The 24713-nt window shown below is 67.6% G+C and carries 28 protein-coding genes and 1 tRNA gene; 12 read left to right on the plus strand and 17 right to left on the minus strand.

The window, feature by feature from the left end; translation table 11 throughout:
• Positions 1 to 5: 5 nt before the first annotated feature.
• Positions 6 to 920, minus strand: coding sequence for a sulfite exporter TauE/SafE family protein (locus O3305_RS16335; protein WP_269573474.1), 915 nt, complete (start codon positions 918 to 920; stop codon positions 6 to 8).
• A gap of 325 nt (positions 921 to 1245) precedes the next feature.
• Complete coding sequence (locus tag O3305_RS16340; RefSeq protein WP_269573475.1) at positions 1246 to 2721, minus strand: M23 family metallopeptidase; 1476 nt, start codon at positions 2719 to 2721, stop codon at positions 1246 to 1248.
• Positions 2722 to 2974: 253 nt separating this feature from the next.
• Between O3305_RS16340 and O3305_RS16345 the strand changes: the two genes are divergently transcribed.
• The 6 genes from O3305_RS16345 (at position 2975) to O3305_RS16370 (ending at position 8529) form a co-directional block, all read left to right on the plus strand.
• Positions 2975 to 5452 (plus strand): helicase-related protein, encoded by a 2478-nt coding sequence (locus O3305_RS16345; protein ID WP_269573476.1) that lies wholly within the window; start codon positions 2975 to 2977, stop codon positions 5450 to 5452.
• Positions 5445 to 5747 carry a S4 domain-containing protein gene (locus tag O3305_RS16350; protein ID WP_184162822.1) on the plus strand — a complete coding sequence of 101 codons (303 nt, stop codon included), beginning with the start codon at positions 5445 to 5447 and terminating at the stop codon, positions 5745 to 5747. The genes O3305_RS16345 and O3305_RS16350 overlap by 8 nt, the downstream gene beginning before the upstream one ends.
• A gap of 59 nt (positions 5748 to 5806) precedes the next feature.
• Entirely contained in the window at positions 5807 to 6145 is a 339-nt protein-coding gene (gene fdxA / locus O3305_RS16355; RefSeq protein ID WP_269573477.1) for a ferredoxin FdxA, read from the plus strand.
• A 247-nt stretch (positions 6146 to 6392) separates the two neighbouring features.
• Positions 6393 to 6926, plus strand: a complete 534-nt coding sequence (locus O3305_RS16360; protein ID WP_269573478.1) for a CarD family transcriptional regulator — start codon at positions 6393 to 6395, stop codon at positions 6924 to 6926.
• A gap of 114 nt (positions 6927 to 7040) precedes the next feature.
• Complete coding sequence (locus O3305_RS16365) at positions 7041 to 7787, plus strand: head GIN domain-containing protein (RefSeq protein ID WP_269573479.1); 747 nt, start codon at positions 7041 to 7043, stop codon at positions 7785 to 7787.
• A 37-nt stretch (positions 7788 to 7824) separates the two neighbouring features.
• Positions 7825 to 8529: a GIN domain-containing protein gene (locus O3305_RS16370; protein WP_269573480.1), complete on the plus strand. Its 705-nt coding sequence runs from the start codon at positions 7825 to 7827 to the stop codon at positions 8527 to 8529.
• Here the strand turns inward: O3305_RS16370 and pdeM are convergent.
• The 4 genes from pdeM to O3305_RS16390 are packed head-to-tail and all read right to left on the minus strand — an operon-like array spanning position 8526 to position 11580.
• Complete coding sequence (gene pdeM, locus O3305_RS16375) at positions 8526 to 9188, minus strand: ligase-associated DNA damage response endonuclease PdeM (RefSeq protein ID WP_269573481.1); 663 nt, start codon at positions 9186 to 9188, stop codon at positions 8526 to 8528. The two genes, O3305_RS16370 and pdeM, sit on opposite strands and share 4 nt — an antisense overlap.
• Before the next feature lie 31 nt (positions 9189 to 9219).
• Complete coding sequence (locus tag O3305_RS16380; RefSeq protein ID WP_269573482.1) at positions 9220 to 9666, minus strand: hypothetical protein; 447 nt, start codon at positions 9664 to 9666, stop codon at positions 9220 to 9222.
• A 41-nt stretch (positions 9667 to 9707) separates the two neighbouring features.
• Positions 9708 to 11105, minus strand: a complete 1398-nt coding sequence (locus O3305_RS16385; protein WP_269573483.1) for a M20/M25/M40 family metallo-hydrolase — start codon at positions 11103 to 11105, stop codon at positions 9708 to 9710.
• A 40-nt stretch (positions 11106 to 11145) separates the two neighbouring features.
• On the minus strand, positions 11146 to 11580 hold the full coding sequence (locus tag O3305_RS16390) for a hypothetical protein (RefSeq protein ID WP_269573484.1): 435 nt from the start codon (positions 11578 to 11580) through the stop codon (positions 11146 to 11148).
• Positions 11581 to 11744: 164 nt separating this feature from the next.
• Here O3305_RS16390 and O3305_RS16395 point away from each other — a divergent pair, with 164 nt between their 5' ends.
• Positions 11745 to 12827 carry a sialidase family protein gene (locus O3305_RS16395; protein ID WP_269573485.1) on the plus strand — a complete coding sequence of 361 codons (1083 nt, stop codon included), beginning with the start codon at positions 11745 to 11747 and terminating at the stop codon, positions 12825 to 12827.
• A gap of 29 nt (positions 12828 to 12856) precedes the next feature.
• On the opposite strand, the gene O3305_RS16400 is transcribed toward O3305_RS16395, so the two are convergent.
• The 4 genes from O3305_RS16400 to O3305_RS16415 form a co-directional block, all read right to left on the minus strand.
• A tRNA-Arg gene (locus tag O3305_RS16400) sits at positions 12857 to 12933 on the minus strand.
• 45 nt (positions 12934 to 12978) lie between these two features.
• Entirely contained in the window at positions 12979 to 13644 is a 666-nt protein-coding gene (gene nth, locus O3305_RS16405; RefSeq protein ID WP_269573486.1) for an endonuclease III, read from the minus strand.
• A complete protein-coding gene (gene dapB, locus O3305_RS16410) occupies positions 13641 to 14369 on the minus strand; it encodes a 4-hydroxy-tetrahydrodipicolinate reductase (RefSeq protein ID WP_269573487.1) in 729 nt (242 codons plus the stop codon). The genes nth and dapB overlap by 4 nt, the downstream gene beginning before the upstream one ends.
• A gap of 40 nt (positions 14370 to 14409) precedes the next feature.
• Positions 14410 to 14763 carry a hypothetical protein gene (locus tag O3305_RS16415; protein WP_269573488.1) on the minus strand — a complete coding sequence of 118 codons (354 nt, stop codon included), beginning with the start codon at positions 14761 to 14763 and terminating at the stop codon, positions 14410 to 14412.
• A 194-nt stretch (positions 14764 to 14957) separates the two neighbouring features.
• Here O3305_RS16415 and O3305_RS16420 point away from each other — a divergent pair, with 194 nt between their 5' ends.
• Both O3305_RS16420 and O3305_RS16425 read left to right on the plus strand, forming a co-directional pair.
• The gene (locus tag O3305_RS16420) at positions 14958 to 15353 is read left to right on the plus strand and encodes a hypothetical protein (protein WP_269573489.1); all 396 of its coding nucleotides are present in this window, start codon (positions 14958 to 14960) and stop codon (positions 15351 to 15353) included.
• Between the two features lie 40 nt (positions 15354 to 15393).
• The gene (locus O3305_RS16425; RefSeq protein WP_269573490.1) at positions 15394 to 16092 is read left to right on the plus strand and encodes an NAD-dependent deacylase; all 699 of its coding nucleotides are present in this window, start codon (positions 15394 to 15396) and stop codon (positions 16090 to 16092) included.
• On the opposite strand, the gene O3305_RS16430 is transcribed toward O3305_RS16425, so the two are convergent.
• From O3305_RS16430 to lepB, 4 genes are read right to left on the minus strand one after another with little or no spacing between them, the layout of a single operon-like run.
• Positions 16093 to 17064: a nitrilase-related carbon-nitrogen hydrolase gene (locus tag O3305_RS16430; protein WP_269573491.1), complete on the minus strand. Its 972-nt coding sequence runs from the start codon at positions 17062 to 17064 to the stop codon at positions 16093 to 16095.
• Positions 17061 to 17969 carry a GTPase Era gene (gene era, locus O3305_RS16435; RefSeq protein WP_269573492.1) on the minus strand — a complete coding sequence of 303 codons (909 nt, stop codon included), beginning with the start codon at positions 17967 to 17969 and terminating at the stop codon, positions 17061 to 17063. The genes O3305_RS16430 and era overlap by 4 nt, the downstream gene beginning before the upstream one ends.
• A 36-nt stretch (positions 17970 to 18005) precedes the next feature.
• Positions 18006 to 18677 carry a ribonuclease III gene (gene rnc, locus O3305_RS16440; protein WP_269573493.1) on the minus strand — a complete coding sequence of 224 codons (672 nt, stop codon included), beginning with the start codon at positions 18675 to 18677 and terminating at the stop codon, positions 18006 to 18008.
• Positions 18674 to 19531, minus strand: a complete 858-nt coding sequence (lepB, locus tag O3305_RS16445) for a signal peptidase I (RefSeq protein ID WP_269573494.1) — start codon at positions 19529 to 19531, stop codon at positions 18674 to 18676. Before lepB ends, rnc begins: the two co-directional genes overlap by 4 nt.
• Before the next feature lie 105 nt (positions 19532 to 19636).
• Here lepB and pgi point away from each other — a divergent pair, with 105 nt between their 5' ends.
• Both pgi and O3305_RS16455 read left to right on the plus strand, forming a co-directional pair.
• Positions 19637 to 21130 carry a glucose-6-phosphate isomerase gene (gene pgi, locus O3305_RS16450; protein WP_502958141.1) on the plus strand — a complete coding sequence of 498 codons (1494 nt, stop codon included), beginning with the start codon at positions 19637 to 19639 and terminating at the stop codon, positions 21128 to 21130.
• Positions 21127 to 21429, plus strand: coding sequence for an alkylphosphonate utilization protein (locus O3305_RS16455; protein ID WP_269573496.1), 303 nt, complete (start codon positions 21127 to 21129; stop codon positions 21427 to 21429). The genes pgi and O3305_RS16455 overlap by 4 nt, the downstream gene beginning before the upstream one ends.
• 3 nt (positions 21430 to 21432) lie before the next feature.
• Here O3305_RS16455 and O3305_RS16460 read toward each other — a convergent pair whose 3' ends face one another.
• From O3305_RS16460 to pdxH, 3 genes are read right to left on the minus strand one after another with little or no spacing between them, the layout of a single operon-like run.
• Entirely contained in the window at positions 21433 to 22236 is an 804-nt protein-coding gene (locus tag O3305_RS16460; RefSeq protein WP_269573497.1) for a PhzF family phenazine biosynthesis protein, read from the minus strand.
• Positions 22233 to 23144, minus strand: coding sequence for a cation diffusion facilitator family transporter (locus tag O3305_RS16465; RefSeq protein WP_269573498.1), 912 nt, complete (start codon positions 23142 to 23144; stop codon positions 22233 to 22235). Before O3305_RS16465 ends, O3305_RS16460 begins: the two co-directional genes overlap by 4 nt.
• Positions 23145 to 23154: 10 nt before the next feature.
• Positions 23155 to 23733, minus strand: a complete 579-nt coding sequence (gene pdxH / locus O3305_RS16470; RefSeq protein WP_269573499.1) for a pyridoxamine 5'-phosphate oxidase — start codon at positions 23731 to 23733, stop codon at positions 23155 to 23157.
• 90 nt (positions 23734 to 23823) lie between these two features.
• On the opposite strand from pdxH, the gene ku reads away from it, so the two are divergent.
• Complete coding sequence (gene ku, locus O3305_RS16475; protein WP_269576544.1) at positions 23824 to 24681, plus strand: non-homologous end joining protein Ku; 858 nt, start codon at positions 23824 to 23826, stop codon at positions 24679 to 24681.
• Positions 24682 to 24713 lie beyond the last annotated feature (32 nt).

A 24713-nucleotide genomic window follows, 5' to 3' on the forward strand; every position in this document is an offset into this window, starting at 1 on the left:
TCGCCTCACAGCAGCTCGACCGAGTAGATCTCGTCCGGCTGCCAGGCGAGGCCGAGCAGCATGCGGATCGCCACCAGCAGCACGATCACCGCAAGGATGAAGCGCAGATATTCGGGCTTCACCGCCAGCGCGAAGCGCGCACCCATCTGCGCGCCGATCACCGAGCCGAGGAGGAGCAGGGCGGCGAGGACGATGTCCACCGCCTTGGTGGTGGTCGCGTGGACCATGGTCGCCGCGGCGGTGACGAACAGGATCTGGAACAGCGAGGTACCGACCACGACCTGGGTGCCCATGCCGAGCAGGTAGAGCATCGCCGGCACCAGGATGAATCCGCCGCCGACCCCGAGCAGCACGGTAAGGATGCCGGTGAAGAAGCCGAGCAGCAGCGGCGCGAGCGGCGAGATGTAGAGGCCGGAGGAATAGAAGCGCCAGCGCAGGGGGAGCATCGCGACGAGCGGATGGTGGCGGCGCTTGCGCGCGCGCGGCGGCCGGGCGCCGCGCGTCACCCGGATCGCCTGCACCGATTCGTGCAGCATCAACCCGCCGATCGAGCCGAGCATCAGCACATAGAGTATGCCGATCACCACATCGATCTGGCCGCTTTTCTGGAGCAGGGTGAACAGCCCCGCGCCGGCGATGCTGCCGATCACGCCGCCCACCACCAGCACCGCGCCCATATGCACGTCCACCCCGCCGCGCCGGAAATGGGCGAGCACGCCCGAGACGCTGGCACCGGTCACCTGGCTCGCGGCAGAGGCGGCAGCGACGGTGGGCGGAATACCGTAGAAGATCAGCAGCGGCGTGGTCAGGAATCCGCCGCCCACGCCGAACATGCCCGAAAGCAGCCCGACACCGAAGCCGAGCGCGACGATGACCAGCGCATTGACCGACAGGTTGGCGATCGGGAGGTAGAGATCCATTGTGCGCCAGCGATACCGCGTTTGCGGTGCAGTGCAAAAGCCATCTCGATCCGCGTCCGGAGGATCGGCGCGGTTGCAATGTAGGATTTCGCCTGCTTGGCTCGCGCTGCCGGGCCGCCACCCGGCCGCTCCTTCAACCTGTAGGGAAAATAGGATCACGCGCGCGCAACAATGTTACGGGATGCGGCGCGTTTCCGTCGGGAAGGTCAAAATTCCGGCGGCTAAAACCCGCTCTTGGCCTGTACTTCGTGTACTTTCGCGAGTTTTCCCGGATCCGCTGTTGGAACGCGCGGGACGCCGGCATTGGCCGGACGCCGGCGCCTCCTCAGTCTTCGGCGTCCTTCACCGCGCCATGCCCCACGGGCACCGCGAGCAGGCGGCCGAGCTGTGCCTTGAACTCGCCAAGGTCGCCGCCGGTGAGTTGCTGGGTCGAGGTGAACGACACCGAGCGCGGGTTCACCGCCACGCCGTTGCGATAGAGCTCGTAATGGAGGTGCGGGCCGGTCGACAGGCCGGTATTGCCCACCGCGCCGATCCGCTGGCCGCGGCGGACACGCTCGCCATTGCGGACATAGATGCGGCTCAGATGGCCATAGCCGGTGCCATAGCCATTGCCGTGGCCGATCTTGATGAAGTTGCCATAGCCGCTGCTGCGCCCGGCAACCTGGACGACGCCGTCGCTCGCGGCGAACACCGGCGAGCCCCAGGGGGCGGCGATGTCCACGCCCTTGTGCATGCGGGTATAGCCCAGGATCGGGTGGCGGCGCATGCCGAAGCCCGAGGAGAAGCGGCCATTGGCCGGCATCGCCATCGCGCCGGTCGAGTTGCCCTTGCCGGCGCCGTCGAACCAGCTGGTCTTGCCGCCCTGCTCGAACGGCGCGAGCTGCACCTTGCTGGCGCAGCCGTTCACGCCGGCATACATCAGGCTGCCGAGCTGGACCTCGCCGGTCGCGGCGCGGGCCTGGCCGACGATGATGTCGAACTTGCAGTCCGAACCGAGCCGCGACACCGCGGTGCGCGTCGCCAGCGTCTTGATATAGCTCTCCACCGCCTTGGCCGGGGCGCCGGCGGCGCGGGCCGAGCGATAGAGCGACGAGCCGATCGTGCCCTGGATGCGCAGCGGCGTGCGGTCGATCGCGATCGGGATCTGCTTGAGGCTGAGCGCGCCACCGTTGCGGGCGACTTCGATCGCCAGGTCGAAGCGCGCGCGCATCGCCAGCTTCTCGAGCGGGCGCGGCTGCGACTTGTCGGTGCGGCGGCCCAGCGTCAGGTCGAGCATCGTGCCGGGTTGCAGGTCGCCGCTGGCCACCGCCTTGGTGACGAGCTGCTCGACCATGTTGGCGTCGGTCTTGCCCACGCCGGAGCGCAGCAGCGAGCCGAGCAGCGAGCCCGTATATTTGGTGTCGAGCTCGATGATCGGGCGTTCGGGCGTATCGGTCAGCGGGGCGACCAGCCCGGTCGCGGCCATGCGCGTGCCGGTGGTCGAGCCCATGCCGAGCGGCTTGATCGCCTGGGCCTGGGTCGCCTCGAACTCCGCGCCGGAGACCGGGGCGGGGACCGAACCGTAGATCGGGTTCTCGAAGCCGGGGGCGAGCAGCAGCGTCGCGGTGATCAGGGCGACGCAGGTCGCGGCGCCGCGATACCAGGTCAGCGAGCCGATGCGCGAGCCGAGATCGGGGGCGAATTCGAAGTCGGCGAGCTTCTCGCTCAACCGTGCTGCGAAGCCATGTGCGGGTGCCTTGGCAAGCGCGGATGCGCCGCCGCCGGTCAGGCCCTCTCCATGGTCACTACGCAGGTACAAGGCGTAACGCCCCCCAAAAGGTCGTCGATGTCGTGCCGTAAACCCCCGGCTACCGACGAAATCAGTGTGCAAGGCAGGACTTAAAGTCAAATTAAGTACCCTGTTGGGGGCCGCATCGTGCGGCGAGCTGTGGCGCCGCGCGGATGAAGCGAGGCATTCACTATAATCGCCAGTGTTTCCAACATGGTTAAGGCGATTCGCAAACTCGGGGGAGTTGCTTAAGGGGCGACTCGGAACGATCTTGGGAGCCGCAATGAGTCGTTTCGCGCGTTCTCCGATCACTGCCGTGCTGGGCCCCACCAACACCGGCAAGACGCATCTCGCAGTCGAGAGGATGGCGGGTCATGCCAGCGGCATGATCGGCTTCCCGCTGCGCCTGCTCGCCCGCGAAGTCTATGATCGCGTTGTGAAAATGAAGGGCAGCGATGCCGAGGTGGCGCTGATCACCGGCGAGGAGAAGATCTGCCCGCCCAAGGCGCGCTGGTTCCTGTGCACGGCGGAATCGATGCCGCTGGAGCGCGAGGTGGCGTTCGTCGGGCTGGACGAGGCGCAGCTCGGCGCCGACCCCGAGCGCGGCCATGTCTTCACCGATCGGCTGCTGCGGGCCCGCGGCTTTGCGGAAACCATGATCCTCGGCTCGGACAGCCTGAAACCGATGCTCAAGGCGCTGGTGCCCGATGCGGAGATTATCGGCCGGCCGCGCTTCTCGACGCTCAGCTATGCCGGCGCCAAGAAGCTGTCGCGCCTCCCCCGGCGCAGCGCGATCGTCGCGTTCAGTGCCGAGGAAGTCTATGCGGTGGCCGAGGCGCTGCGCCGCCTGCGCGGCGGTGCGGCGGTGGTGATGGGAGCCTTGTCCCCCCGCACCCGCAACGCCCAGGTCGCGATGTTCCAGGCGGGCGAAGTCGACTATCTCGTCGCCACCGATGCGATCGGCATGGGGCTCAACATGGACGTCCACCATGTCGCCTTCGCCTCGCTCACCAAGTTCGACGGCCGCCGCCAGCGCCGGCTGACCGTGGCGGAGATGGCGCAGATCGCCGGGCGCGCGGGGCGCCACCAGCGCGACGGCACCTTCGGCGCACTCCACGAGGACGGCCCCAATGCCTTCACCCCCGAGGAAGTGCTCGCAATCGAGGCGCACCGGGTGCCGCCGCTCGAGAAGCTGTTCTGGCGCCAGGGCGAGCCCGACTTCGCCAGCGTCGAGGCGCTGATCGCCAGCCTCGAGGCGAAACCGACCAGCGAAGTGCTGCGCGCCGCGCCCGAAGCGGTGGACCTGGCCGTGCTCAAGCGGCTGTCGGAAGAGGATTGGGTGCGCCAGCGGGTGCGCGCGCCGGCGATGGTCAGGCGGCTCTGGGCGGCCTGCGGCCTGCCCGACTTCCGCAAGCTCGGTGCCGAGCCGCACAGCCGCTTCGTCGGCCGGTTGTTCGGGCATCTGTCCGAGGGGCGCGGCCATGTCCCGCACCAGTGGTTCGCCGACGAGATCCAGCGGCTCGACAATATGGGCGGCGATGTCGAAACGCTGGCGGGGCGCATCGCGGCGGCGCGGAGTTGGGCCTATATCGCCCACCGCGCCGACTGGCTGGAGGATCCGATCCACTGGGCCGAGCGCACCCGCGCGGTGGAGGAGAAGCTCTCGGATGCGCTCCATGCCAGCCTCACCCAGCGCTTTGTCGACAAGCGCACCACGGTGCTGCTCCGCCAGATCGGCGCCGATGCCTCGAACCTGCCGGTGACGATCGGGCCCGAGGGCGAAGTGAGCGTCGAGGAGCATGCGCTGGGCACGCTCACCGGCTTCCGCTTCACTGTCGCGCCCGAGGCGCGGGCGGCCGACAAGCGCATGCTGCTCGCGGCGGCGGAGAAACGGCTGGGCGGCGAGTTCAGGAAGCGTGGCGCGGCGCTGGCCGAGGCGGAGGATGGCGCAATCACGCTCGCCGGTTCGGTGCTTGCCTGGAGCGGCGTCGGGGTGGCGACGCTGGAGCCCGGTGCCAATATCGCCCGACCGCGCATCCGGCTCGACCGTTCGCTTGATGTGCTCGACCAGCAAGCAAGGGCCGCCGTTCAGGCACGCCTCGATCGCTGGTTCGCGGAGCAGATCGGCAAGCGCCTGACCGTGCTCGGCAAGCTCGACGAAGTCACGCGCGATCCGCAGGCCGGCTCGCCGCTCCGCGCCCTCGCCAATGCGCTGCTGGAGGCTGGCGGCCTGCTCCCGCGCCGTGCCGCGGCTCAGCTGGTGGAGGCGCTCGATCCGCCGGCGCGCCAGCGGCTGCGCAAGATCGGCGTCACGATCGGCACGCTCGACATCTTCGCGCCGGCCCTGCTCAAGCCCGGCTCGGCCGCCCGGCGCCGCGAGCTGATGGGCCTGGCCGATGCCCCACGCGACGGCGCGGCGGTGCTGCCGCGCACCGCGCCCGGCGCCGATCTCGTCCATGGCTATCGCCCGCTCGGCGCCCAGGCCGTCCGCGTCGATCTGGTCGAGCGCATCGCCCGTGCCGCGCATGACAGCCGCAAGGGGCGCAAGCCCTTCGCGCCCGATCCGGCGCTTGCCACGTCGATGGGCCTCACTGCGGAAACGCTCGGCAGGCTGATGGCGCAGCTCGGCTTCCGGACGGCGCGTGGTCCGGAAGGCGAGCCGCAGCGCTGGATCTGGCAGGGGCTGGTCGCACCGCCCAAGCCCAAGGCGCCGCCGCGCGACAATGCCTTTGCCGTGCTCGCGGAGCTCAAGCATGGCTGATGCGGGCACCATGCGGGTCGATCGCTTCCTATGGTGGGCGCGCCTCGCCGGCACCCGCTCGGCGGCACAGGCGATCGCCGAGAAGGGCACGCTGCGCATCGACGGGCGTCGGATCGAGCGCAGCTCCGCCTGTGTGCGTGTCGGCTGCGTCATCGCCTTTCCGCTCTACGGCAAGGTGCGTGTCGTCCGGGTGGAGCAACTGCCCTCCCGGCGCGGCCCGCCAGCGGAAGGGCGCGCCTGCTACCAGGACCTCAGTGTCGCTGCGAACGTCTCGCAGGAAGCGCCATATGATTGACGCAGCGAAACCACAGGCATAGCAGGACCGGCAGTTTTCCGTTCCAAGGGGCCGTTTCCATGACCTATGTCGTCACCGACAATTGCATCCGGTGCAAGTACATGGATTGTGTCGAGGTGTGTCCGGTCGATTGCTTCTACGAGGGCGAGAACATGCTCGTCATCAATCCGAACGAGTGCATCGATTGCGGCGTCTGCGAGCCCGAGTGCCCGGCCGAGGCGATCCTGCCCGATACCGAGAACGGCCTCGAGAAGTGGCTTGAGCTGAACCGGACCTATTCCGAATCCTGGCCGAACATCACGCAGAAGGGCGATGTGCCCGCCGATGCGGATGCGATGAAGGACGTGCCGGACAAGTTCGAGCAGTTCTTCTCGGCGGAGCCCGGTTCGGGCAGCTAGGCTTACCCGATTTGGCGGCCCCGGCCGCCAAATCCTCAGAAATCTGCGAGAAATCGCATTTTTGCGCAGACAAACGGTGACGTTTGGCTGGTAATTTTATTGCAAGCGTGTTAAATGGGGCGCGACGGAGGAAGACTCACCTCCGCCCGGAGAAGCAAAGAGAAGTCGCCCCGATCTGCCTGCCCTGCATTCGCCGGGGTGGACGCCGAGCCCGTCGGGGCCGGTTATCACGAAAGGTTCCTCGCACATGGCTGCTAAGGCGCTGTCCTTCGATGTCGGCGATTATGTCGTTTACCCCAAGCACGGCGTTGGCCGTGTAATCGAGCTCCAGAAGTCTGAAATCGCGGGCATGCAGCTCGAGCTCTATGTCCTGCGTTTCGAAAAAGAGAAGATGACCCTGCGCGTCCCGACCAACAAGGCGGAGAGCGTGGGCATGCGCAAGCTTTCGAGCGACAAGACGCTCAAGGAAGCGCTCGACACGCTCAAGGGCAAGCCCAAGGTGAAGCGCACCATGTGGTCGCGCCGCGCCCAGGAATATGAAGCGAAGATCAATTCGGGCGACCTGGTGTCGATCGCCGAAGTGGTCCGCGACCTGTTCCGCGCCGACGACCAGCCCGAGCAGAGCTATTCGGAACGTCAGATCTTCGAAGCGGCCGCAAGCCGCCTCGCCCGCGAGCTCGCGGCGATGGAAGAGATCGACGAGCCGGCCGCGCTCGAGAAGATCCTGGATATCCTGCGCAAGGCCGCGGCTATCCACAACAAGGACAAGGTTCCGGCCTGATCGCTTTCAGGCATTGAACCATGGAGAGGGGCGGCCTTGAAAACCGCCCCTTTTCCTTGTCTGATCGATAGTGTATTGGTTGTGCAATACACATGGTTTCGGGAGGAAGTTTCGATGCGTGCAGCCCTGATCGCCCTGGCCCTGTTGCCGCTCACCGGCACCGCCGCCTGCCACGCCAGCTGGGAGAAGGACGGCAAGGAAGGGCATGATACCAAGCCGAGCGGGGTGATCGCCAAGCGCAGCTACGATGCGAGCGGCTTCACCAAGATCGAGCTGCGCGGCCCCGACGATATCGACGTGACCAATGGCGCGCAGTTCGCCGTCTCGGCCGAAGGCGACACCGCGGCGCTCGACCAGCTTGTGGTCCGGGTCGAGAACGGCACGCTGCTCGTCTCGCGCAAGGACCGGCACGGGTTCTCGTGGGGCAATCACGAGGATCATGGCGTGAAGGTGCGCGTCACCCTGCCCAGCCTCACGGCCGTGAACCTCACCGGCACCGGCGACATCAAGATCGACAAGGCGGAAGGCGATTTCCACGGCGCGATCACCGGCACCGGTGATATCGACATCGCCGCGCTCGCTGCCACCGATACGGACCTCTCGATCACCGGTACCGGCAACATCACCGTTGCGGGAAGCGGCGACCGGCTGAATGCCTCGATCCGCGGCACCGGCGACATCGACGCAGCGAAATTCGCAGCAAAGAGCGCCAGCATCTCGATCCTCGGGCCGGGCAGCCTGAAGGGCAATGTCAGTGGCGGCGCATCGATTTCGATCGCGGGCCCTGGCGATGTGGATCTGACCGGCGGCGCCAAATGCGCGATCAGCGCGACCGGTCCGGGCGAGGCGCATTGCTCCTGAGCTTGCCTCGGCGTTGAACCCGCGCGAGGGTGGGGCCATGCACCGGCTCGCCCTCGCTCCAATGCTGCTCCTGCTCGGCGCCACCGCGCCGGGCGACGAGCGGGTCGTCATGGTCACCGGCTTCGATCGGCTCCGCGTGGACGGCCCGTTCGCGGTGGAGGTGGTGCCGGGGTCGGCCGGCGTGACGATCAGCGGCGACCGCGCGGCGATCGACGCGGTCGGCGTCCGCGTCCAGGCGGGCACGCTGATCCTAAACTCCGGCCTGAACAGCTGGGAATCGACAGCCGGCAAGCTGGCCGGCGGCGCGCGGATCCGCGTGACCGTGCCGGGGCTGCGCGTGGTGCAGACCAATGGCGGCACGCAATTGCGGATCGCCGAGATGCGCGGCGACCGGCTCGACGTGTCGCAGAATGGCGACGGGCGGATCGAGCTCGCCGCCGTCGATGCGCAGGATATCGGCGTGACGCTCGCCGGTTCGGGGACGATCACGCTGGCCGGGACCGCGCTGCACACCCGGGTGCGGCTCTATGGCGCGAGCAATCTCGATGCGACCGGCTTCACCACGGCGGATGCCCAGCTCATCTCGGGCAGCAGTGGGATGCTGGCGATGAACGTGCGCTACAATGCCCGGATCAACGCGACGTCGAGCGGTGTGGTGCGCGTGCTAGGCAACGCCAAATGCACGGTGATCGGCCAGGGGCCGGTGGAATGCGCCGACCTGGAGCCGACCCGGGTCGACTAGGCGGCGAGCGGGAAGCGCAGCAGCCGGTCCTCCAGTGCGATCAGCGCCTGGGCCTTGCTGCCCACCGCGCGGACGATCTCGGGATGATGCGCGTCGAGGCCGCCGGTCAGCGCGCCGAATGCCGGCAGGATCAACTTGGTCGCGGAAGCCACGAAGCAGCGCCGCCCCACCTGCCGGCCGCGTACCCGAAGGCGCAGCTTGGGATGGAAATGGCCGGAAAGCTCGGGCCGGGGATCGCCCGGCTCGGCTTCGTGGCGCAGCACCAGCCCGTCCACCACGGCTTCCTCGAGGATCGTGCCGCCAAAAGGGTCGATCAGCAGGCTATCGTGATTGCCGGTGATCCAGCGCCAGTCGAGCCGGGTGGTCAGGTCGGTCAGCAGCGCGCGGGCATCGGCGGGCAGCCGCTCGCAGCCTTCCGAATCATGGAAACTGTCGCCCAGGCACCAGAGCTCGCGCGCCCGGGTGCGCTCGGCCAGCGCCGCCACCGCGTGGAGCGTCGCGATCGAATCATAGGGCGGCAGCATCTGCCCGCGCGTCGCGAACCAGCTCCCCTTCTCGAAATGCAGGTCGGCCACCAGCAGCGCCTCGCGCGCCGGCCAGTAGAGCGCGCCCTCGGGCAGCGCCATCAGGTCATGGCCGGCGAACGAAAGGGGAACCATGGCTCCGCTATCGATCCTCGCGGCCGCGCCGTCAACAGCGCAGCATCGGCACCTTGCGGCCCTGATAGGTGATCGTGCCGTGATCCTTGTCGGCGCGCTCGATCGTGTAGCTGCGGGTCTCGGGCGGGTTCACCTTCTCGGCGCCGTCGCTTGCCGCGCTGTCGTAGCGCTCGCGGATCGTCTCCGTCACGGTGTTGCCGGCCAGCGCCCAGCCGCCCATCTCGCCGCTATTGTCGAGGCTGCCGTCCGCCGCATAGTGGGCGATGAAGTCGCTGGCGCAGCTGCTCTCGAACGACCAGCTGCCGACCAGCCAGTCGTGCAGCGGCGCATCCGCGGTGGCGACCTTGAGTGCGGCCGGTGTCGATGCCGGGGCATCATGCGCCTCGGCTTTCTGCACCGGTTTGGCCGCATCGGGCTGGCACGCCGTCAGCGCCGCGCCGCCAAGCATCATCGCGATGATATGAACCCCTGTCCGCATCGCCCGAATCTAGCCCAGCCGGCCGATTCGGGCCAGCGGGATCAGGCCGGCACCTTTGCCATTTCGCCGATCTTCGCGAGGATGCGCACCCAGGAGCGGATGCCCTTGTGGAAGCTCTTGAGGTCGTATTTCTCGTTGGGCGAATGGATATTGTCGTCGGTCAGCGCGAAGCCGACCAGCACTGTGTCCATGCCGAGGATCTTCGAGATCGACGTGACCACCGGGATGCCGCCGCCGCAGCCGATCAGCGCGGCCTTGCCCCATTCGGCATCGAGCGCCGCGCGGGTGGCTTCCAGCGGCGGGCTGTCGCTGGAAACGCTGACGGCCGGGCTGCCCGGGCCGCGGCCGGTGAACTCGACCGCGCAATCGGCGGGCAGGCGCGAGCGGACATGTTCCTCGAACGATGCCCAGACCTTGGTCGGGTCCTGGTTGCCGGTCAGGCGGAAGCTCACCTTTGCGTGCGCTTCGGCCGGGATCACCGTCTTGAAGCCCTCGCCGGTATAGCCGCCCCAGATGCCGTTGACCTCGGCGGTCGGGCGCGACCAGATCTGCTCGAGCACGTCATGGCCCTTCTCGCCGGCCGGCACGCTCAGGCCGATCTCACCGAGGAACTCGGCCGGATCGAAGCCCAGCGCGTCCCAGCTCCGGCGCACGGCGGGATCGAGCTCGGGCACGCCGTCATAGAAGCCGTCCAGCGTCACCCGGCCATCGGCATCCTTCATCTCGCCCAGGATCGTGCAGAGCAGCTGGATCGGATTGCGCGCCGCGCCGCCATAGAGGCCCGAATGGAGATCGCGCGATGCCGCACGGATCGTCACCTGGCCGGCGGCCATGCCGCGCAGGCCGATGGTGAGGCCCGGCGTCTCGGTATCCCACATCAGCGTGTCGCAGATCAGCGCGAAGTCCGCCTTCAGCTCTTCGGCATTGGCGTGGAGGAAGGGTTCGAGGCTCTTCGAACCCGATTCTTCCTCGCCCTCGAACAGGATCGTCACCTTGCAGGGCAGGCGGCCTTCGGTTTCCTTCCAGGCGCGGCATGCCTCGACAAAGGTGCGCAGCTGGCCCTTGTCGTCCGACGCGCCGCGGCCGACGATCTGCTTCGCGCCATCGGCTCGCGTCTCGATCACCGGATCGAACGGATCGCGCCGCCACAGCTCGATCGGATCGACCGGCTGCACATCGTAATGGCCATAGAACAGGATGTGCGGCCCATCGCCGTCATGATGTGCGACGACCATGGGATGCCCGGGCGTCGGCGCGACACGGGCGGTGAAACCCAGGTCGTTCAGCTCGTCGGACAGCAGCCGCGCGGCATGCTGGCATTGCTCGGCATAGGCCGGATCGGTCGAGACCGAGGGGACGCGCATCAGCGCGAAAAGGCGGTCCAGGGCGTCATCGATATGTGCCTCGACATAGTCGAGCGGCTTGGTGGAGTCGGTCATGGGGCAGCGCTACGCCTGTGGACGAAACGGGGCAAGCCGCTCAGGACGCGCCTTCGTCCGCAGCGGTGTCGGTCTCGGGAAGGGGCTCGTCCTCCATCGGTGCCGTCCAGGAGCCACGGCGTGGCGTGATCACCGGGCCCGGTTCGGGCAAGGCGGCCTGCTCTTCGGCGACAACAGGCTCGGGATCGATCCGCCCGGCACGCTGATAGTCGATCGGTTCGGCCGGTCGGGCAATCGTCAGCGGGCGCGGCGGATAGGGATTCTCTGGATAGGCCGGCGCCGGACTGGCGGCCGAATAATAGCCGTCGCGCACCGGAGCGGCGGCGATATCGCCTTGCGCCGGCGGCAGCGTCTGCTTGTAGAATTCGAATGCGCCGCTCTGGGCAAAGCTGGCCAGGCCCATACCCGCCAGTCCGCCGCCGATCACGGCGATCCCGGCAAATACGATCATCCCTTTCTGCAACGTCGTCGCCATAAGTGCCTCCGCACGGCAGAACCCGTAGCGGTAGGCGCCTGTTCCGTGCGTGCGCGGCACTTCACCATCCGATTGATGTGATTAATTGAGCCCAAAAGGCTTGCCCCGCGCTGCCGTGCCATGCTGAACAGGCCTCCTGTAGCTCGCACAAAGGTAGTTCCCCGATGATCCGCGTCCTGATGCTTGCCCTGGCACTGTCGATTCCAGCGACGCTTCCCGCCGCTTCCCGGGAAGCGGCTGATCAGCAGGGTGCCGTGCTGCTGCGCGAGTTCATCTATGAGCGCGCGCCCTATCCCCAGAGCCATGCCTCGACGATCGTCCAGACCCGGGATGGCGCGATCGCCGCCGCCTGGTTCGGCGGCACGCATGAGCGCAATCCGGATGTGGAAATCTGGTTTGCCCGACGTGGCGCGAAGGGGTGGGAGACGCCGAAATCGGTCGCCAATGGCATCCAGCCGGACGGCACGCGCCTGCCGACCTGGAACCCGGTCCTGTTCCAGGATCCGGCGGGGCCGCTGCATCTCTACTACAAGCTGGGCCCGAGCCCGCAGACATGGTGGGGCATGGTCGTCACCTCCACCGATGGCGGGCGGAGCTGGGGCAAGCCGCGGCGGCTGGCGGATGGCATCCTCGGCCCGATCAAGAACAAGCCGGTGGTGCTGAAGAGCGGTGCCTGGCTTTCGCCGTCGAGCACCGAGGATGGCACCAGCTGGGCGTGGAAGCTGCACTTCGAGCGCAGCGAGGACGCCGGCAGGAGCTGGACGGCAACTGCACCGGTTCCCGTCGATTCCGAGGCGGGTTTCGATGCCATCCAGCCCAGCATCCTGTTCCTGCCCGATGGCAAGCTGGAGGCGATCGCCCGCACCCGCCAGGGCGTGCTGGCGGCAACCCAGTCGGCCGATGACGGCAAGAGCTGGGGCAAGCTGTTCGCGGTCGATCTCCCCAACCCCAATTCGGGTACCGATGCGGTGACGCTGCAGGACGGGCGCCAGCTGATCGTCTACAATCACTCCGCCCATCGGCCCGAGACGCCCGGCAAGGGCAAGCGCTATCCGCTCAACATCGCGCTGTCGCGCGACGGCGTGCACTGGAGCCCGGCATTGACGCTGGAAACCGAGCCGCTGCCCGATGGCTATGCCTATCCGGCGGTGATCCAGTCGGCCGACGGGCTGGTGCACATCACCTATACCTGGAACCGGCGGCGGATTCGCCACGTCGTGGTCGATCCGGCGCGCCTGACGGGCTAACGACGGAAGGAGTCAGTTCTCGGAGAAAATGGCGCACCCGACAGGATTCGAACCTGTGGCCTCTGCCTTCGGAGGGCAGCGCTCTATCCAGCTGAGCTACGGGTGCCTGGAACAGGGCGCCTAGCAAAGCCTTTGCGGCGGCGCCAGCCCCTCAATGCGCGGGTGCCGTCTTCGGCTTCCTTGGCGCGGTGGTCTTGGGCTTGTAGGGACAAAGGTCCTCGACGACGCAGCGCCAGCATTCGGGGGTGCGTGCCTTGCAGGTGTAGCGGCCGTGCAGGATAAGCCAGTGATGCGCGTGCAGGCGAAAAGGCTGGGGAACCACCTTCTCCAGCTTCTTCTCCACCGCGAGCACCGTTTTGCCCGGCGCAAGCCTGGTCCGGTTGCCGACGCGGAAGATATGCGTGTCGACGGCGAAGGTCTCCGCGCCGAACGCCGTGTTCATCACCACATTCGCGGTCTTGCGGCCGACGCCCGGAAGCGCCTCCAGCGCATCGCGGTCCGCCGGCACCGTGCCGCCGTGATCGCGGATCAGCGCTTCGGACAGGGCGATGACGTTCTTCGCCTTGGTGTTGAACAGCCCGATCGTCTTGATGTGCTGCTTGAGGCCATCCTCGCCGAGCGCGACCATCTTGTCCGGCGTATCGACTTCGCGGAACAGCGCGCGCGTCGCCTTGTTCACCCCGGCATCGGTCGCCTGGGCCGAGAGCACCACCGCGACCAGCAACGTGAAGTCGTTGACATATTCGAGCTCGGTCTCGGGATGCGGATTGTCCGCGGCGAGACGTGAGAAGAACTCGAAGACGTCTTCGCGCTTCACCCGCCCAGCACCTGATCCATCGAATAGCGGCCGGCAGGCTTGCCGGCGAGCCACAGCGCGGCCTTCACCGCGCCACGGGCGAAGATCGCGCGGTCGTCCGCACGGTGCGTGAGCTCGATCCGCTCGCCCTGGGTGGCGAACACCACGCTGTGATCGCCCACCACCGAACCACCACGCAGGCTCGCCAGCCCGATCGTGCCCGAGGCGCGGGCGCCCACCGTGCCGGCGCGATCGGTGACTTCGGCTTCGGCCAGCGTCGTACCCATGCCCGCCGCCGCAGCCTTGCCGAGCATCAGCGCGGTGCCCGAGGGCGCATCGACCTTGTGGCGATGATGCATCTCGACGATCTCGATGTCCCAGTCGGGCCCGAGTTGCGCCGCCGCCTCGCGCACCAGCCGCTGGAGCAGGCCGATGCCGAGCGAGGTGTTGCCGGTCTGGAGCACCGCGATGTCCCTGGCGGCTTCATCGATCAGCGCGTGATGCTGGGGCGAGAGGCCGGTAGTCCCCACCACGATCGGCTTGCCCGCCGCGCGCGCGGCGGCGAGATGTGCTTCGAGCGCCTGGGGGGCGGAGAAGTCGATCAGCACGTCCGCTCGCGCCGCGATCGCCGCGGGATCGTCCTGCGCATCGGCACCGCCGGCGACCTTCGCGTTCAGTTCCGGCGCCACCGCCGCGATCGCCTGCCCCATCCGGCCGAGGCTGCCGTAAATGCCGATGCTGGTCATGCCCGTCCCTCTGGCACAGGCTGGCCCTGAGCGCGATGGATTATTGCGCGCCTTCGTCCGGCTTTTTCGGCTTCCTGCCGAGCGGGATGGTGGCGGTGACCATCACCGATGGCACGATGACGCCCGGCCCGACCGAGCGGGATACTGCTTCGACCGTACCCTTGCCGCCGCCCGGCAGGCGGAAGTCCGGGCGTAGCGGCTTCTCCGCCCAGCGCGCCTCATCGAGCGTGGGGAGGCGGCTGCCGTTGGCGTTGCCGCACACGATGATCGTATCGCCGCCCGGTCGGCAGGGGCGTTTCGGTACCATCGCGGCATCGCCCGCATCATCGGGGCTGGGGAAGATCGGCGCGCGATCCTGCGCAGCGAAGGCGACGAGAAGGAGAGCTGCGAGCATGGGCGGAAGGTAAACCCCGATTTGCGGCGAGCTTGGGGCAAATGCACGGGATCGGAACAATCGGGCCGCGCGGCAGCGTTGCCGAATCGGGTTGGGGATGGGAGGATTTCCACATGATGGGAATCCCCGCAGCTTTGCTCCTCCTGGCGCCGTCGCCGGCTCCCGCTCCCGCAGACTATGCCGCCGGCATCCCTATGATCTTCGCTACTATCGGCCATTCCGAATGGTGCCCCGCAGGCAATGTCCAGGTCGATCTGCGCATTGGTGACTACAGGCTCACCCCGCGGGCGGCGCGAACGGTGTGCCGCGATCCGAAGCTGGTGCGTCCGATCGAGCATGGCCAGGGCGATGCGGCGCGCCTTTCGGCCATCCGCGAAGCCTATGGCCGCGCGCAGGAAGAGGGCCTTGATGCCTGCCGCGCCGGCAAGCGTGGCGATATCATCGTCAGCAATGGCGGCACGCCGATCATGGTGCTGACCAGTGGCGCCGGCACATGGGCGGTGCCGCAGGACTATGGCTGCTGGAGCTCCGCTGCCATTGCGTTGCACCGCGCGCTCGACGAGACGTTCAAGGCATCGCACCAGCGCTGAGCCGGTAGCGGCCAGGGCACTTCGCTCCTATCCTGCCGTCATGCGTGACATCCAGAACATCGTCATTCTCACCGGCGCCGGGCTTTCGGCGGAGAGCGGGATCGCCACTTTCCGAGGCCCTGGCGGGCTATGGGAAGGGCATCGGGTGGAGGATGTCTGCACGCCGGAGGCGCTCGCGCACGATCCCGAGCTGGTCCATCGCTTCTACGATGCGCGGCGGGCCAAGCTTGCCGAGGTCGCGCCCAATCCGGCGCATGTCGCGCTGGCCCGGCTCGATGCGGAGTGGCCCGGGCAGCTGCTGATCGTCACCCAGAATGTCGACGATCTGCACGAGCGCGCCGGCGCCAACCGGATGCTCCACATGCATGGCGAGCTGAAGTCGGCGCTGTGCGCGGCGTGCGGGGACAATGTGGAGTGGGAAGACAGCCTGCCGCCCGGCACCGAATGCCCCAATTGCGGCACGCCGGCGCTTCGGCCCGACATCGTCTTCTTCGGAGAGATGCCCTATCACATGGACGTGATCGAGGCGGCGCTGGCGGATGCGGACCTGTTCGTCTCGATCGGCACGTCGGGCGCGGTCTATCCGGCGGCCGGGTTCGTGCAGACGGCGCGCTATCACGGAGCGCAGACACTGGAACTCAACCTCGACCCGAGCGCCGGCAGCCACTGGTTCGGCGAAACGCGGCTGGGGCCGGCGGGTACGCTGGTGCCGGAATGGGTGGATGCGATGCTGGCCTGATCAGGCCGCCTCGCTGTCGCCCTTCTCGATGATGCCGGCACGGGTGCGTCGATCGACCGACAGCTCGAACACGTCATGCCGCGCCTGGGCGCCATCGACGTCCATCGTCGCCAGGCCGCGGCCGACTTCGTCCAGGTCGATCTCGGCCATCAGGATCTCGGGTGCGGTGCCTGCCTGGGCGATCACCACGCCGTCGGGTGCGATGATCGCGCTGTGGCCGTGCTGGATCTGGCCATCGGGCAGCCGGTCGAGCAGCTTGCGCGCCGATCCGTCCCCACCTGCCTTCTCATAGCCGGCGATCAGCTCCTGCTTGTACTGGATGGTGCCCGCCGCCAGCACGAAGGCGCGGCCTTCAAAGGCATAATGGGCCGAGGCGAGCATCGCGATGTCGCCCACTTCGGGCCAGGCGGCGACGTGCACCGTCTCGCCTTCGTGATGCATTGCCGCGCGGGCGAGCGGCATCCAGTGCTCGGTGGAGGCGAGCTGGCCGATCCTGCCCCATTTCGCCTCGTGCAGACCCATGGTCGAGCCGTCGCCCTGGCCGAGCATCAGCTTCTCGGCCGGCGAGAGGATCAGCTTGCGATGGCGCAGCACCGGCGCCTTGGGGCGGAAGAGGAACTGGGTGGCGTAGAGGCTCTGGCGGACGCGCTCATAGCCGCCGATCGAGACGGCCACATCGGCGATGTCCACGGTCCATTGCAGCGGCTGGAAGCGCGGGTCCTCGCCGCGGACCGCCTGGTCGAGCAGCAGGCCGTGCAACTCGCGCGTGCCGGGATGGTCCCAGAGCCGCGCCGGGGCGACCTGGTCGAGCCAGGCCGGGTAGCCGCCCAGAAAACCCTCGCCAAAGGCGACGACGCGCGCGCCCTTCTCGATCGCCTCGCGTGCTTTCGCGATAGCCTTGTCCAACCCCGCGCCGATGGCGAGGGGAACCGGCGAATCCTGTACGATGGCGACCTTGAGCTTCTTCGTCACTCGACCCAGTCCAACCCGATCTCACGGTAAAGCGAACGGTCTTCCTGCCATTCCGGCCTTACTTTCACGTGAAGATAGAGATGAACCTTTACGCCCATGAGACGGGAGAGCTCCGCGCGGGCCCGGGCGCCAATTTCCTTGATGCGGGTGCCGCCCTTGCCGAGCACGATCGCGCGCTGGGTCTCGCGCTCGACCAGGATCTGCTGGTGGATCTCGACCGACCCGTCCTCGCGCTCCTTGTACTGCTCGGTTTCGATCGCGGAGGAATAGGGCAGCTCCTGGTGGAGCTGGAGATAGAGCTGCTCGCGGGTCACTTCGGCGGCGAGCATGCGGTCGGTGGCGTCGCTCACCTGGTCCTCGGGGAAGTGCCAGGGGCATTCGGGCATCGCGGCGGCGAGCGCGGCCTTCAGCTCGGGCACGCCGTCGCCGGTCTGGGCCGAGACGAAATAGGTCTCGTCGAACGGCAGCAGCTCGTTGAGCTTCGCCGCATGGCCGAGCAGGCGCGGCTTGTCGGCGACATCGACCTTGTTGAGGATCAGGATCTTGCGCTCGCGCCGGCCCTTCAGGCTCTCGATCACGGTCTGGACCTTGGGGCCGATGCCGCCCTTGCCATCGACGATCAGCGCGATCAGGTCCGCACCCTCGGCGCCTTCCCAGGCGGCGGCGACCATCGCCCGGTCGAGCCGGCGCTCGGGGGTGAAGATGCCCGGCGTGTCGACCAGGATCAGCTGCGTCGCCTCCTCGATCGCGATGCCCATCACCCGGGTGCGCGTGGTCTGCGCCTTGGGGCTGACGATCGCGACCTTCTGGCCGACCAGCGCATTGACCAGCGTCGACTTGCCGGCGTTGGGCGCGCCGACGATTGCGATCAGGCCGCAGTGCTGGGTTTCCGGAGTATCAGTCATATCGTTTTCCAATGCGCCTGCCTTGTGCAGGGGAGATCAAGCCTTGAGCTTCGCCAGCAGTGCCGCCGCGGCCGCGGTTTCCGCGTCCTGCTTGCTCGTGCCCTGCGCCTCCGCGTCGGCGAAGCTGCCGATCGACACTTTCACGGTGAAGCGCGGCGCGTGGTTGGGGCCCGAGCGGTCGGTCACCACATATTCGGGCGGGCGGCGATTGTTCGCGGCCGCCCATTCCTGCAGCGCAGACTTGGGATGCCGCGGCGCGCTGGCATGCGCGTCGATATGCCTGGCCCAGGCCTTGCGGACGAAGTCGCGCGCCGGCGCGAAGCCGAATTCGAGATAGAGCGCGCCGATCAGCGCCTCCATCGCGTCGCCCAGCACATTGTCGCTGTCCGCGGCACCGTCGCCGCGCGCCTGCTTGCCGAGACGGAGCAGCGGCGGCACGCCGACCTCGCGCGCGACGTCGGCGCACATCGCACCCGTCACCAGCGCGTTCAGCCGCCGCGACAACGCGCCCTCGGGTTCGCTGGCGAAGCGCTCGTACAGCCATTCGGCGATGGCGAGGCCGAGCACCCGGTCGCCCAGGAACTCGAGCCGCTCGTAATTCTCCGCCGCCTGGCTGCCATGCGTCAGCGCACGCTGATAAGGGGCCAGGTCAGAAGGGCGCTGGCCGAAAGTCTTCGCGATCCACTCCCCGAGGTCGGGAGCGCTCAAAAGCCTTCCCCGATGCGGCTCCAGCGCGCGGCGGTGAACCAGGTCCAGGGCAGGAACCAGTTGGCGCTGCCGTCGGTCGACCAGAAGCTCAGTACCGCCTTGCCCTCGATATTCTCGAGCGGGACATAGGAGATGCCCTGGCCCTCGGGCGGCTGCGAGAAGCGGCTGTCGGTCGAATTGTCGCGATTGTCGCCCATCAGGAACACATGGCCGGCGGGCACATGATAGACCTCGGTATTGTCCTGCGGGGTGAGCCCCTGGTCGAGCACATTATAGCTCTTGCCGCCCGGCAGCGTCTCGCGGAAGCGCGGCAGCTTGCAGACCGCGTCGCCCTTGGCGCTCACGCTCTGGAACAGGGTGGGGCAGTTGGTGAAGTTCGGCGTGATCGGCAGCTCGAGATCGGCGACCTTCTGCTTGGGCACCGCCTTGCCGTTCAGGATCACCTGGCCGTTGACCACCTGGACGCTGTCGCCCGGCAGGCCGACGACGCGCTTGATCCAGTCCTCGCCATTATGGCCCGGCGCCTTGAACACCACCACGTCGCCGCGTGCCGGCGTGCCCGGGAAGATGCGGCCAGGGATCAGCGGCAGGCTCCACGGCAGCGAGTGCTTGGAATAGCCGTAGTTCCACTTGGTGATGAACAGATAGTCGCCGATCAGCAGCCGCGGCATCATCGATTCCGACGGGATCGAGAAGGGCGAGAAGATGAAGCTGCGCACCACGAACACTATCAGCGCCAGCTTGACGAGGAAGACGCCAAGCTCCTTCCACTCGTTCTTGGGCTTGTCCTCCACGGCCGCCTTGGCGGGGGTGGCGGGCTTGTCGTCGAGGGAATCGGCAGGCGTGTTTTCCATGGGGTGCTGCTCTGCTTGGGCCGGGCGGTGAGGTCAAGCCGATGAATGGAGTGGCGGTGGAGAGAATGGGACGATAGGGGCAACTTGTCGCAATTGGAGATGAACATGAGCTTGCCCGACTGGTCCGCCGTTAAATCGCTCGAAGCCTCGACGCTGACCGAGCTGTTCGCGCGCGACGCCGATCGTGTCGCCAAGCTTTCCGCCGACGTCGCCGGCATCCACTTCGACTGGTCGAAGACGCACCTGACGCCCGAGCTGATCGCCGCCTTCTCGAAGATTGCCGCCGACATGGGCCTGGTCGCCAAGCGCGACGCGCTGTTCGCCGGCGAGAAGATCAACGTCACCGAAGGCCGCGCGGTCGAGCACACCGCCGAGCGCGGCGAAGGCTCGCCCGACAGCGTCGCCCGTGCCCAGGCCTATCACGCCCGCATGCGTGCGTTGATCGACGCGATCGAGGCCGAGGCGTTCGGCCCGGTGCGCAGCATCATCCATATCGGCATCGGCGGCTCGGCTTTGGGCCCGGACCTGCTGGTCGACGCGCTCGGCCGCGACGCCGATCGCTATGAAGTCGCGGTGGTCTCGAACGTCGACGGCGTCGCGCTGGAGACCGCGCTCGATCGCTTCGATCCTGCCACCACTCTGATCGCGATCGCCTCGAAGACCTTCACCACCACCGAGACGATGCTCAACGCCGAGAGCGCGATCTCCTGGCTGATGCAGGGCGGGGTCGCCGATCCGTACGGCAAGCTCGTCGCGCTCACCGCGGCGCCGGAAAAGGCGATTGCCTTCGGCATCGACGAGACGCGTGTGCTGCCCTTCAACGAATCCGTTGGCGGGCGCTATTCGCTCTGGTCGTCGATCGGCTTCCCGGCAGCGCTGGCGCTGGGCTGGGACGCGTTCGAGGAACTGCTCGAAGGCGCGGCCGAGATGGACCGCCATTTCCGCCTTGCCGCGTTCGAGGAGAATGTCCCCGTCCTCGCCGCCTTCGCCGACCTCTACTACACCCAGGTCCGCGGCTGCGAGACGCGTGCCACCTTCGCCTATGACGAGCGCCTTGCGCTGCTGCCGAGCTATCTCCAGCAGCTCGAGATGGAATCGAACGGCAAGCGCGTGACCGCCAAGGGCGAGCCGGTGACCTATCCGACCGCGCCGATCACCTGGGGCGGCGTTGGCACCGATGCCCAGCATGCGGTGTTCCAGCTGCTCCACCAGGGCACCCGCCTGGTGCCGCTCGAGTTCATCGGCTCGATCGAGCCGGGCGATGGCCTGGCCGAGGAGCATCACCGCCAGCTGCTGCTCAACATGTTCGCGCAGGGCGCGGCGCTGATGGCCGGCCGCAAGAATGACGATCTGGCGCGCGACTATCCGGGCGACCGCCCGTCGGCCACGCTGCTGCTCGACACCGTCGATCCGCGTACGCTCGGCGCGATCCTCGCATTCTACGAACAGCGCACCTTCGTGAACGCGGTGCTGCTCGGCATCAACGCGTTTGATCAGTTCGGTGTCGAGCTTGGCAAGGAAATGGCCAAGGCGGCGGGTGCGGGTGGGGAGGGATTCGATCCCTCGACCGAGGACCTGATCGCGCGGGCCTTCAAGTGAGCGACGACGCGTATATCTACGACGAGGCGAGCGGGGAGTGGATCCCCGCCGCCGAGGCCGCTGCCAAGGCCAATGCGGCCGAGACGGTCGAGGTCCGCGATTCGGTCGGCAACCTGCTTCAAGATGGCGATCAGGTCACGCTGATCAAGGACCTGACCGTCAAGGGCGCCGGGCAGACGCTCAAGCGCGGCACGCTGATCAAGTCGATCCGCCTGACCGGCGACGCGCAGGAGATCGACTGCAAGTATGAAGGCATCAAGGGCCTGGTCCTGCGCGCCGAGTTCGTGCGCAAGCGCTAGGCCCTAGCCGGCGCCCTCGAGCGCGAATTCGCCGACGATCACGGTCACGCACTTGCCGCCCAGGATCACCCGGTCGCCGGCGAGCCCGCAGGCGATATGGCCGCCGCGCGCCGAGGCCTGATAGGCGCTGAACGTGTCGCGGCCGAGGCGCCCGGCCCAATAGGGCGTCAGCACCGAATGCGCCGAGCCGGTGACCGGATCCTCGTCGATCCCCGCCGCCGGCGCGAAGACGCGGCTGACCACGTCGGTATCGGTGCCCGGCGCGGTCACGATGTTGAGCGTGTCGCCGATCGCGGCGAGCTTGCGGAAATCGGGCTTGAGCGCGAGCACCGCCTCGGCGCTTTCCAGCACGGTCAGGTCATAGCCATTGGGATGGCGCAGCGTCTCGCCGATGCCGACGCCCAGCGCTTCGAGCAGGCCGGGCACCTCGGCGGGCTCGGGCGGATAGGCGGGCAGCGCCATCGCATAGGAATCGCCGTCACGGCGCACTTCGAGGATGCCGGCCTTGCGGGTGCGGAAGGTCACGCGCTCGCGCGCCGGATCGGCCGACAGCACGAAATGGCCGCTCGCCAGCGTGGCATGGCCGCACAGCGCGACTTCGACGGCGGGGGTGAACCAGCGCAGCTCGAAATCGGCCTCGCCGCTCGCATCGGGAATGATGAACGCCGTCTCGGCGAGGTTGTTCTCCGCCGCGATCGCCAGGAGCGTCTCGTCGGGCAGCCAGGCCTCCAGCGGCATCACCGCGGCCTGGTTGCCGGTGAAGGGACGGTCGGCAAAGGCATCGATCTGGGCGAAAGGCAGGGTCACTCGGCGTCCTTCAACAAATTGGCTTCGGTCATCGGGTTTTCGGGCTCGTCGACATGGCCGTCCGGATCGACATGGATCAGGATCTCGGTGCCTGGAAAGGCCGCGCCCAACTCGGTCTCCAGCGCCTCGACCACGTCATGCGCCTGGAGGATCGTCATCGCCGGGTTCATCGAGATGTGGAACTGGACGAAGTCGCGATTGCCGCTGGAGCGGGTGCGCAGGTCATGCAGGCTCCGGAGCGCCGGATTGCGCGCCGCGACCTCGACAAAGGCGCGGCGGCGCTCCTCGGGCCATTCCTTGTCCATCAGCTGGTCGATCGCGGCTTCGCTGGCGCGCCAGGCGCCGAACAGCAGCCAGAAGGCGATGGCGATGCCGAACACCGGGTCCGCGCCGCGCAGGCCCCAGGCATCGAGCGCTAGCGCGGCGATCACCGCGGCGTTGAGCATCAGGTCCGAGGTATAGTGGATCCGGTCCGCGCCGATCGCGACCGAGCCGGTCTGGTCGATCACATGCTGCTGATAGCGGGTGAGCGCGAGCGTGACGACGATCGCGATCATGCTGACGATGATGCCCGATTCGGGCGAAGCCGAGACATCGCCGGTCTGCAGCCGCTCGATCGCGCGGATCAGGATGGCGAGCGCCGAGATGGCGACGACCACGACCTGGAAGAGCGCGGCCAGTGCCTCGGCCTTGCCATGCCCGAAGCGGTGATTCTCGTCGGCCGGCTGCGAGGCCCAGTGGACGCCGCCCAGCGTGACCAGCGAGGCAAACAGGTCGAGCACCGAATCCGCCAGGCTGGCGAGCACGGCGACCGACCCGGTCGTCCAGGCGGCCCATGCCTTGAGCGCGCCCAGCAGGATCGCGGAGCAGACGCTGGCGAGCGCGGCGCGGCGGGCGAGGTTGTTCATCGCCAGGAGCTCATGGATATAGCAGGCCCTCGGACCAGCCGGCGCCGGCGCGGGTGAACAGCCGGCGCTCGTGCAGCCGGTGGGCACGGTCCTGCCAGAACTCGATTCGCGTCGGAGTGACGCGGTAGCCGCCCCAATGCGGCGGGCGGGGCACGTCCTGGCCCGCGAACCGCGCCTTCACGTCCTCGAAACGGGCTTCGAACGTCTCGCGGCTGTCGAGCGGGTGGGACTGGTCCGATGCCCAGGCGCCGAGCTGGGAATCGCGCGCGCGGCTGGCGAAATAGGCGTCGCTCTCGGCATCGGTGGCGAAGCTGACGCCGCCCTCGATGCGGATCTGGCGGCGCAGCGACTTCCAGTGGAAGAGCAGGGCGACCTTCGTGCCTTCGTGCAGTTCCTGCGCCTTGCGGCTTTCGCGGTTGGTGTAGAAGACGAAGCCGTCCGGTCCGTGGCCCTTCAACAGGACGATGCGGGCGGAAGGCTGGCCGTCCGCGCTCACGGTCGCCAGCGTCATCGCGTTGGAGTCGTTGGGCTCGCTTTCCCGCGCTTCCCGGTACCAGCTGTCGAACAGTTCGAACGGATCGGTGCTCATGGCCCGGGGCTCTACGCCTCCCCCGAACGGGTGTCGAGGAACGACTCCTTTGCTGGCACATTGAATCGGCTTCGCAACGAGGAGAGCGAGATGGCGGCGCGCGCCTATTGGCAGGGACAGATACGGCTGGCGCTCGTGTCGATCCCGGTGGAGATCTACACCGCGACCAAATCGGGCGCGCAGATCAGCTTCCACCAGATCCACGAGCCGAGCGGCAAGCGCATCAAATATGAGAAGGTCGCCCCTGGCGTCGGCGCGGTCGAGCCCGAGGAGATCGTGAAGGGGTTCGAGGTCGAGAAGGGCGAATATGTCCTGCTCGAGCAGGACGAGATCGATGCGGTGAAGCTCGAATCGAAGAAGACGCTCGAGCTCACCCAGTTCGTCGATGCCGACGAGATCGACGTGCTCTATTACGAACGCCCCTATTTCGTCGTGCCCGCCGACGACCTGGCCGAGGAAGCGTTCATCGTGCTGCGCGAGGCGTTGCGGCGCACCCGCAAGGTAGGGCTGGGCCAGCTGGCGATGCGCGGGCGGGAATATGTCGTCAGCCTCAAGCCCTGCGGGCGCGGCATGGTGCTGGAGACGCTGCGCTATGCCGATGAGGTCAACAAGGCGCAGGGCTATTTCCGCGACATTCCCGACGACGCGCCCGATCCCGAGCTGCTCGGGCTGGCCGAAAGCCTGATCGAGAAGAAGGTCGCGGCCTTCGATCCGAAGAAATTCCACGATCGCTATGTCGATGCGCTCAAGGACCTGATCGCGCGCAAGCAAAAGGCGAAGGGCAGGAAAATCATCGAGGATGCGGGCGACGGCAAGGAGAGCCGCGGCTCGAACGTGGTCGATCTGATGGCGGCGCTCAAGAAATCGCTGGAGAAGCCCGAGGCGAAGGCGAGCCGGGCGGCGAAGGCCAAGCCGGCGGCCAAGGCCCCGGCGAAGAAGCGGGCGTGAGGATGTTCCTCGTCATCCCGGCGAAAGCCGGG

The organism is Sphingomonas sp. NIBR02145 (genome assembly GCF_027359115.1).
Lineage (GTDB): Bacteria > Pseudomonadota > Alphaproteobacteria > Sphingomonadales > Sphingomonadaceae > Sphingomonas > Sphingomonas kyeonggiensis_A.

Coding starts and splice junctions, on each gene's coding strand:
- fdxA (WP_269573477.1), top strand. CDS start 5,807: ATGACCTATGTCGTCACCGACAATTGCATCCGGTGCAAGTACATGGAT.
- O3305_RS16385 (WP_269573483.1), bottom strand. CDS start 11,105: ATGACCGACTCCACCAAGCCGCTCGACTATGTCGAGGCACATATCGAT.
- O3305_RS16360 (WP_269573478.1), top strand. CDS start 6,393: ATGGCTGCTAAGGCGCTGTCCTTCGATGTCGGCGATTATGTCGTTTAC.
- pdxH (WP_269573499.1), bottom strand. CDS start 23,733: ATGAGCACCGATCCGTTCGAACTGTTCGACAGCTGGTACCGGGAAGCG.
- O3305_RS16465 (WP_269573498.1), bottom strand. CDS start 23,144: ATGAACAACCTCGCCCGCCGCGCCGCGCTCGCCAGCGTCTGCTCCGCG.
- era (WP_269573492.1), bottom strand. CDS start 17,969: ATGACTGATACTCCGGAAACCCAGCACTGCGGCCTGATCGCAATCGTC.
- O3305_RS16345 (WP_269573476.1), top strand. CDS start 2,975: ATGAGTCGTTTCGCGCGTTCTCCGATCACTGCCGTGCTGGGCCCCACC.
- pgi (WP_502958141.1), top strand. CDS start 19,637: ATGAGCTTGCCCGACTGGTCCGCCGTTAAATCGCTCGAAGCCTCGACG.
- O3305_RS16415 (WP_269573488.1), bottom strand. CDS start 14,763: ATGCTCGCAGCTCTCCTTCTCGTCGCCTTCGCTGCGCAGGATCGCGCG.
- dapB (WP_269573487.1), bottom strand. CDS start 14,369: ATGACCAGCATCGGCATTTACGGCAGCCTCGGCCGGATGGGGCAGGCG.
- ku (WP_269576544.1), top strand. CDS start 23,824: ATGGCGGCGCGCGCCTATTGGCAGGGACAGATACGGCTGGCGCTCGTG.
- O3305_RS16380 (WP_269573482.1), bottom strand. CDS start 9,666: ATGCGGACAGGGGTTCATATCATCGCGATGATGCTTGGCGGCGCGGCG.
- O3305_RS16365 (WP_269573479.1), top strand. CDS start 7,041: ATGCGTGCAGCCCTGATCGCCCTGGCCCTGTTGCCGCTCACCGGCACC.
- O3305_RS16395 (WP_269573485.1), top strand. CDS start 11,745: ATGATCCGCGTCCTGATGCTTGCCCTGGCACTGTCGATTCCAGCGACG.
- O3305_RS16370 (WP_269573480.1), top strand. CDS start 7,825: ATGCACCGGCTCGCCCTCGCTCCAATGCTGCTCCTGCTCGGCGCCACC.
- O3305_RS16335 (WP_269573474.1), bottom strand. CDS start 920: ATGGATCTCTACCTCCCGATCGCCAACCTGTCGGTCAATGCGCTGGTC.
- lepB (WP_269573494.1), bottom strand. CDS start 19,531: ATGGAAAACACGCCTGCCGATTCCCTCGACGACAAGCCCGCCACCCCC.
- O3305_RS16390 (WP_269573484.1), bottom strand. CDS start 11,580: ATGGCGACGACGTTGCAGAAAGGGATGATCGTATTTGCCGGGATCGCC.
- O3305_RS16420 (WP_269573489.1), top strand. CDS start 14,958: ATGATCTTCGCTACTATCGGCCATTCCGAATGGTGCCCCGCAGGCAAT.
- O3305_RS16425 (WP_269573490.1), top strand. CDS start 15,394: ATGCGTGACATCCAGAACATCGTCATTCTCACCGGCGCCGGGCTTTCG.
- O3305_RS16350 (WP_184162822.1), top strand. CDS start 5,445: ATGGCTGATGCGGGCACCATGCGGGTCGATCGCTTCCTATGGTGGGCG.
- pdeM (WP_269573481.1), bottom strand. CDS start 9,188: ATGGTTCCCCTTTCGTTCGCCGGCCATGACCTGATGGCGCTGCCCGAG.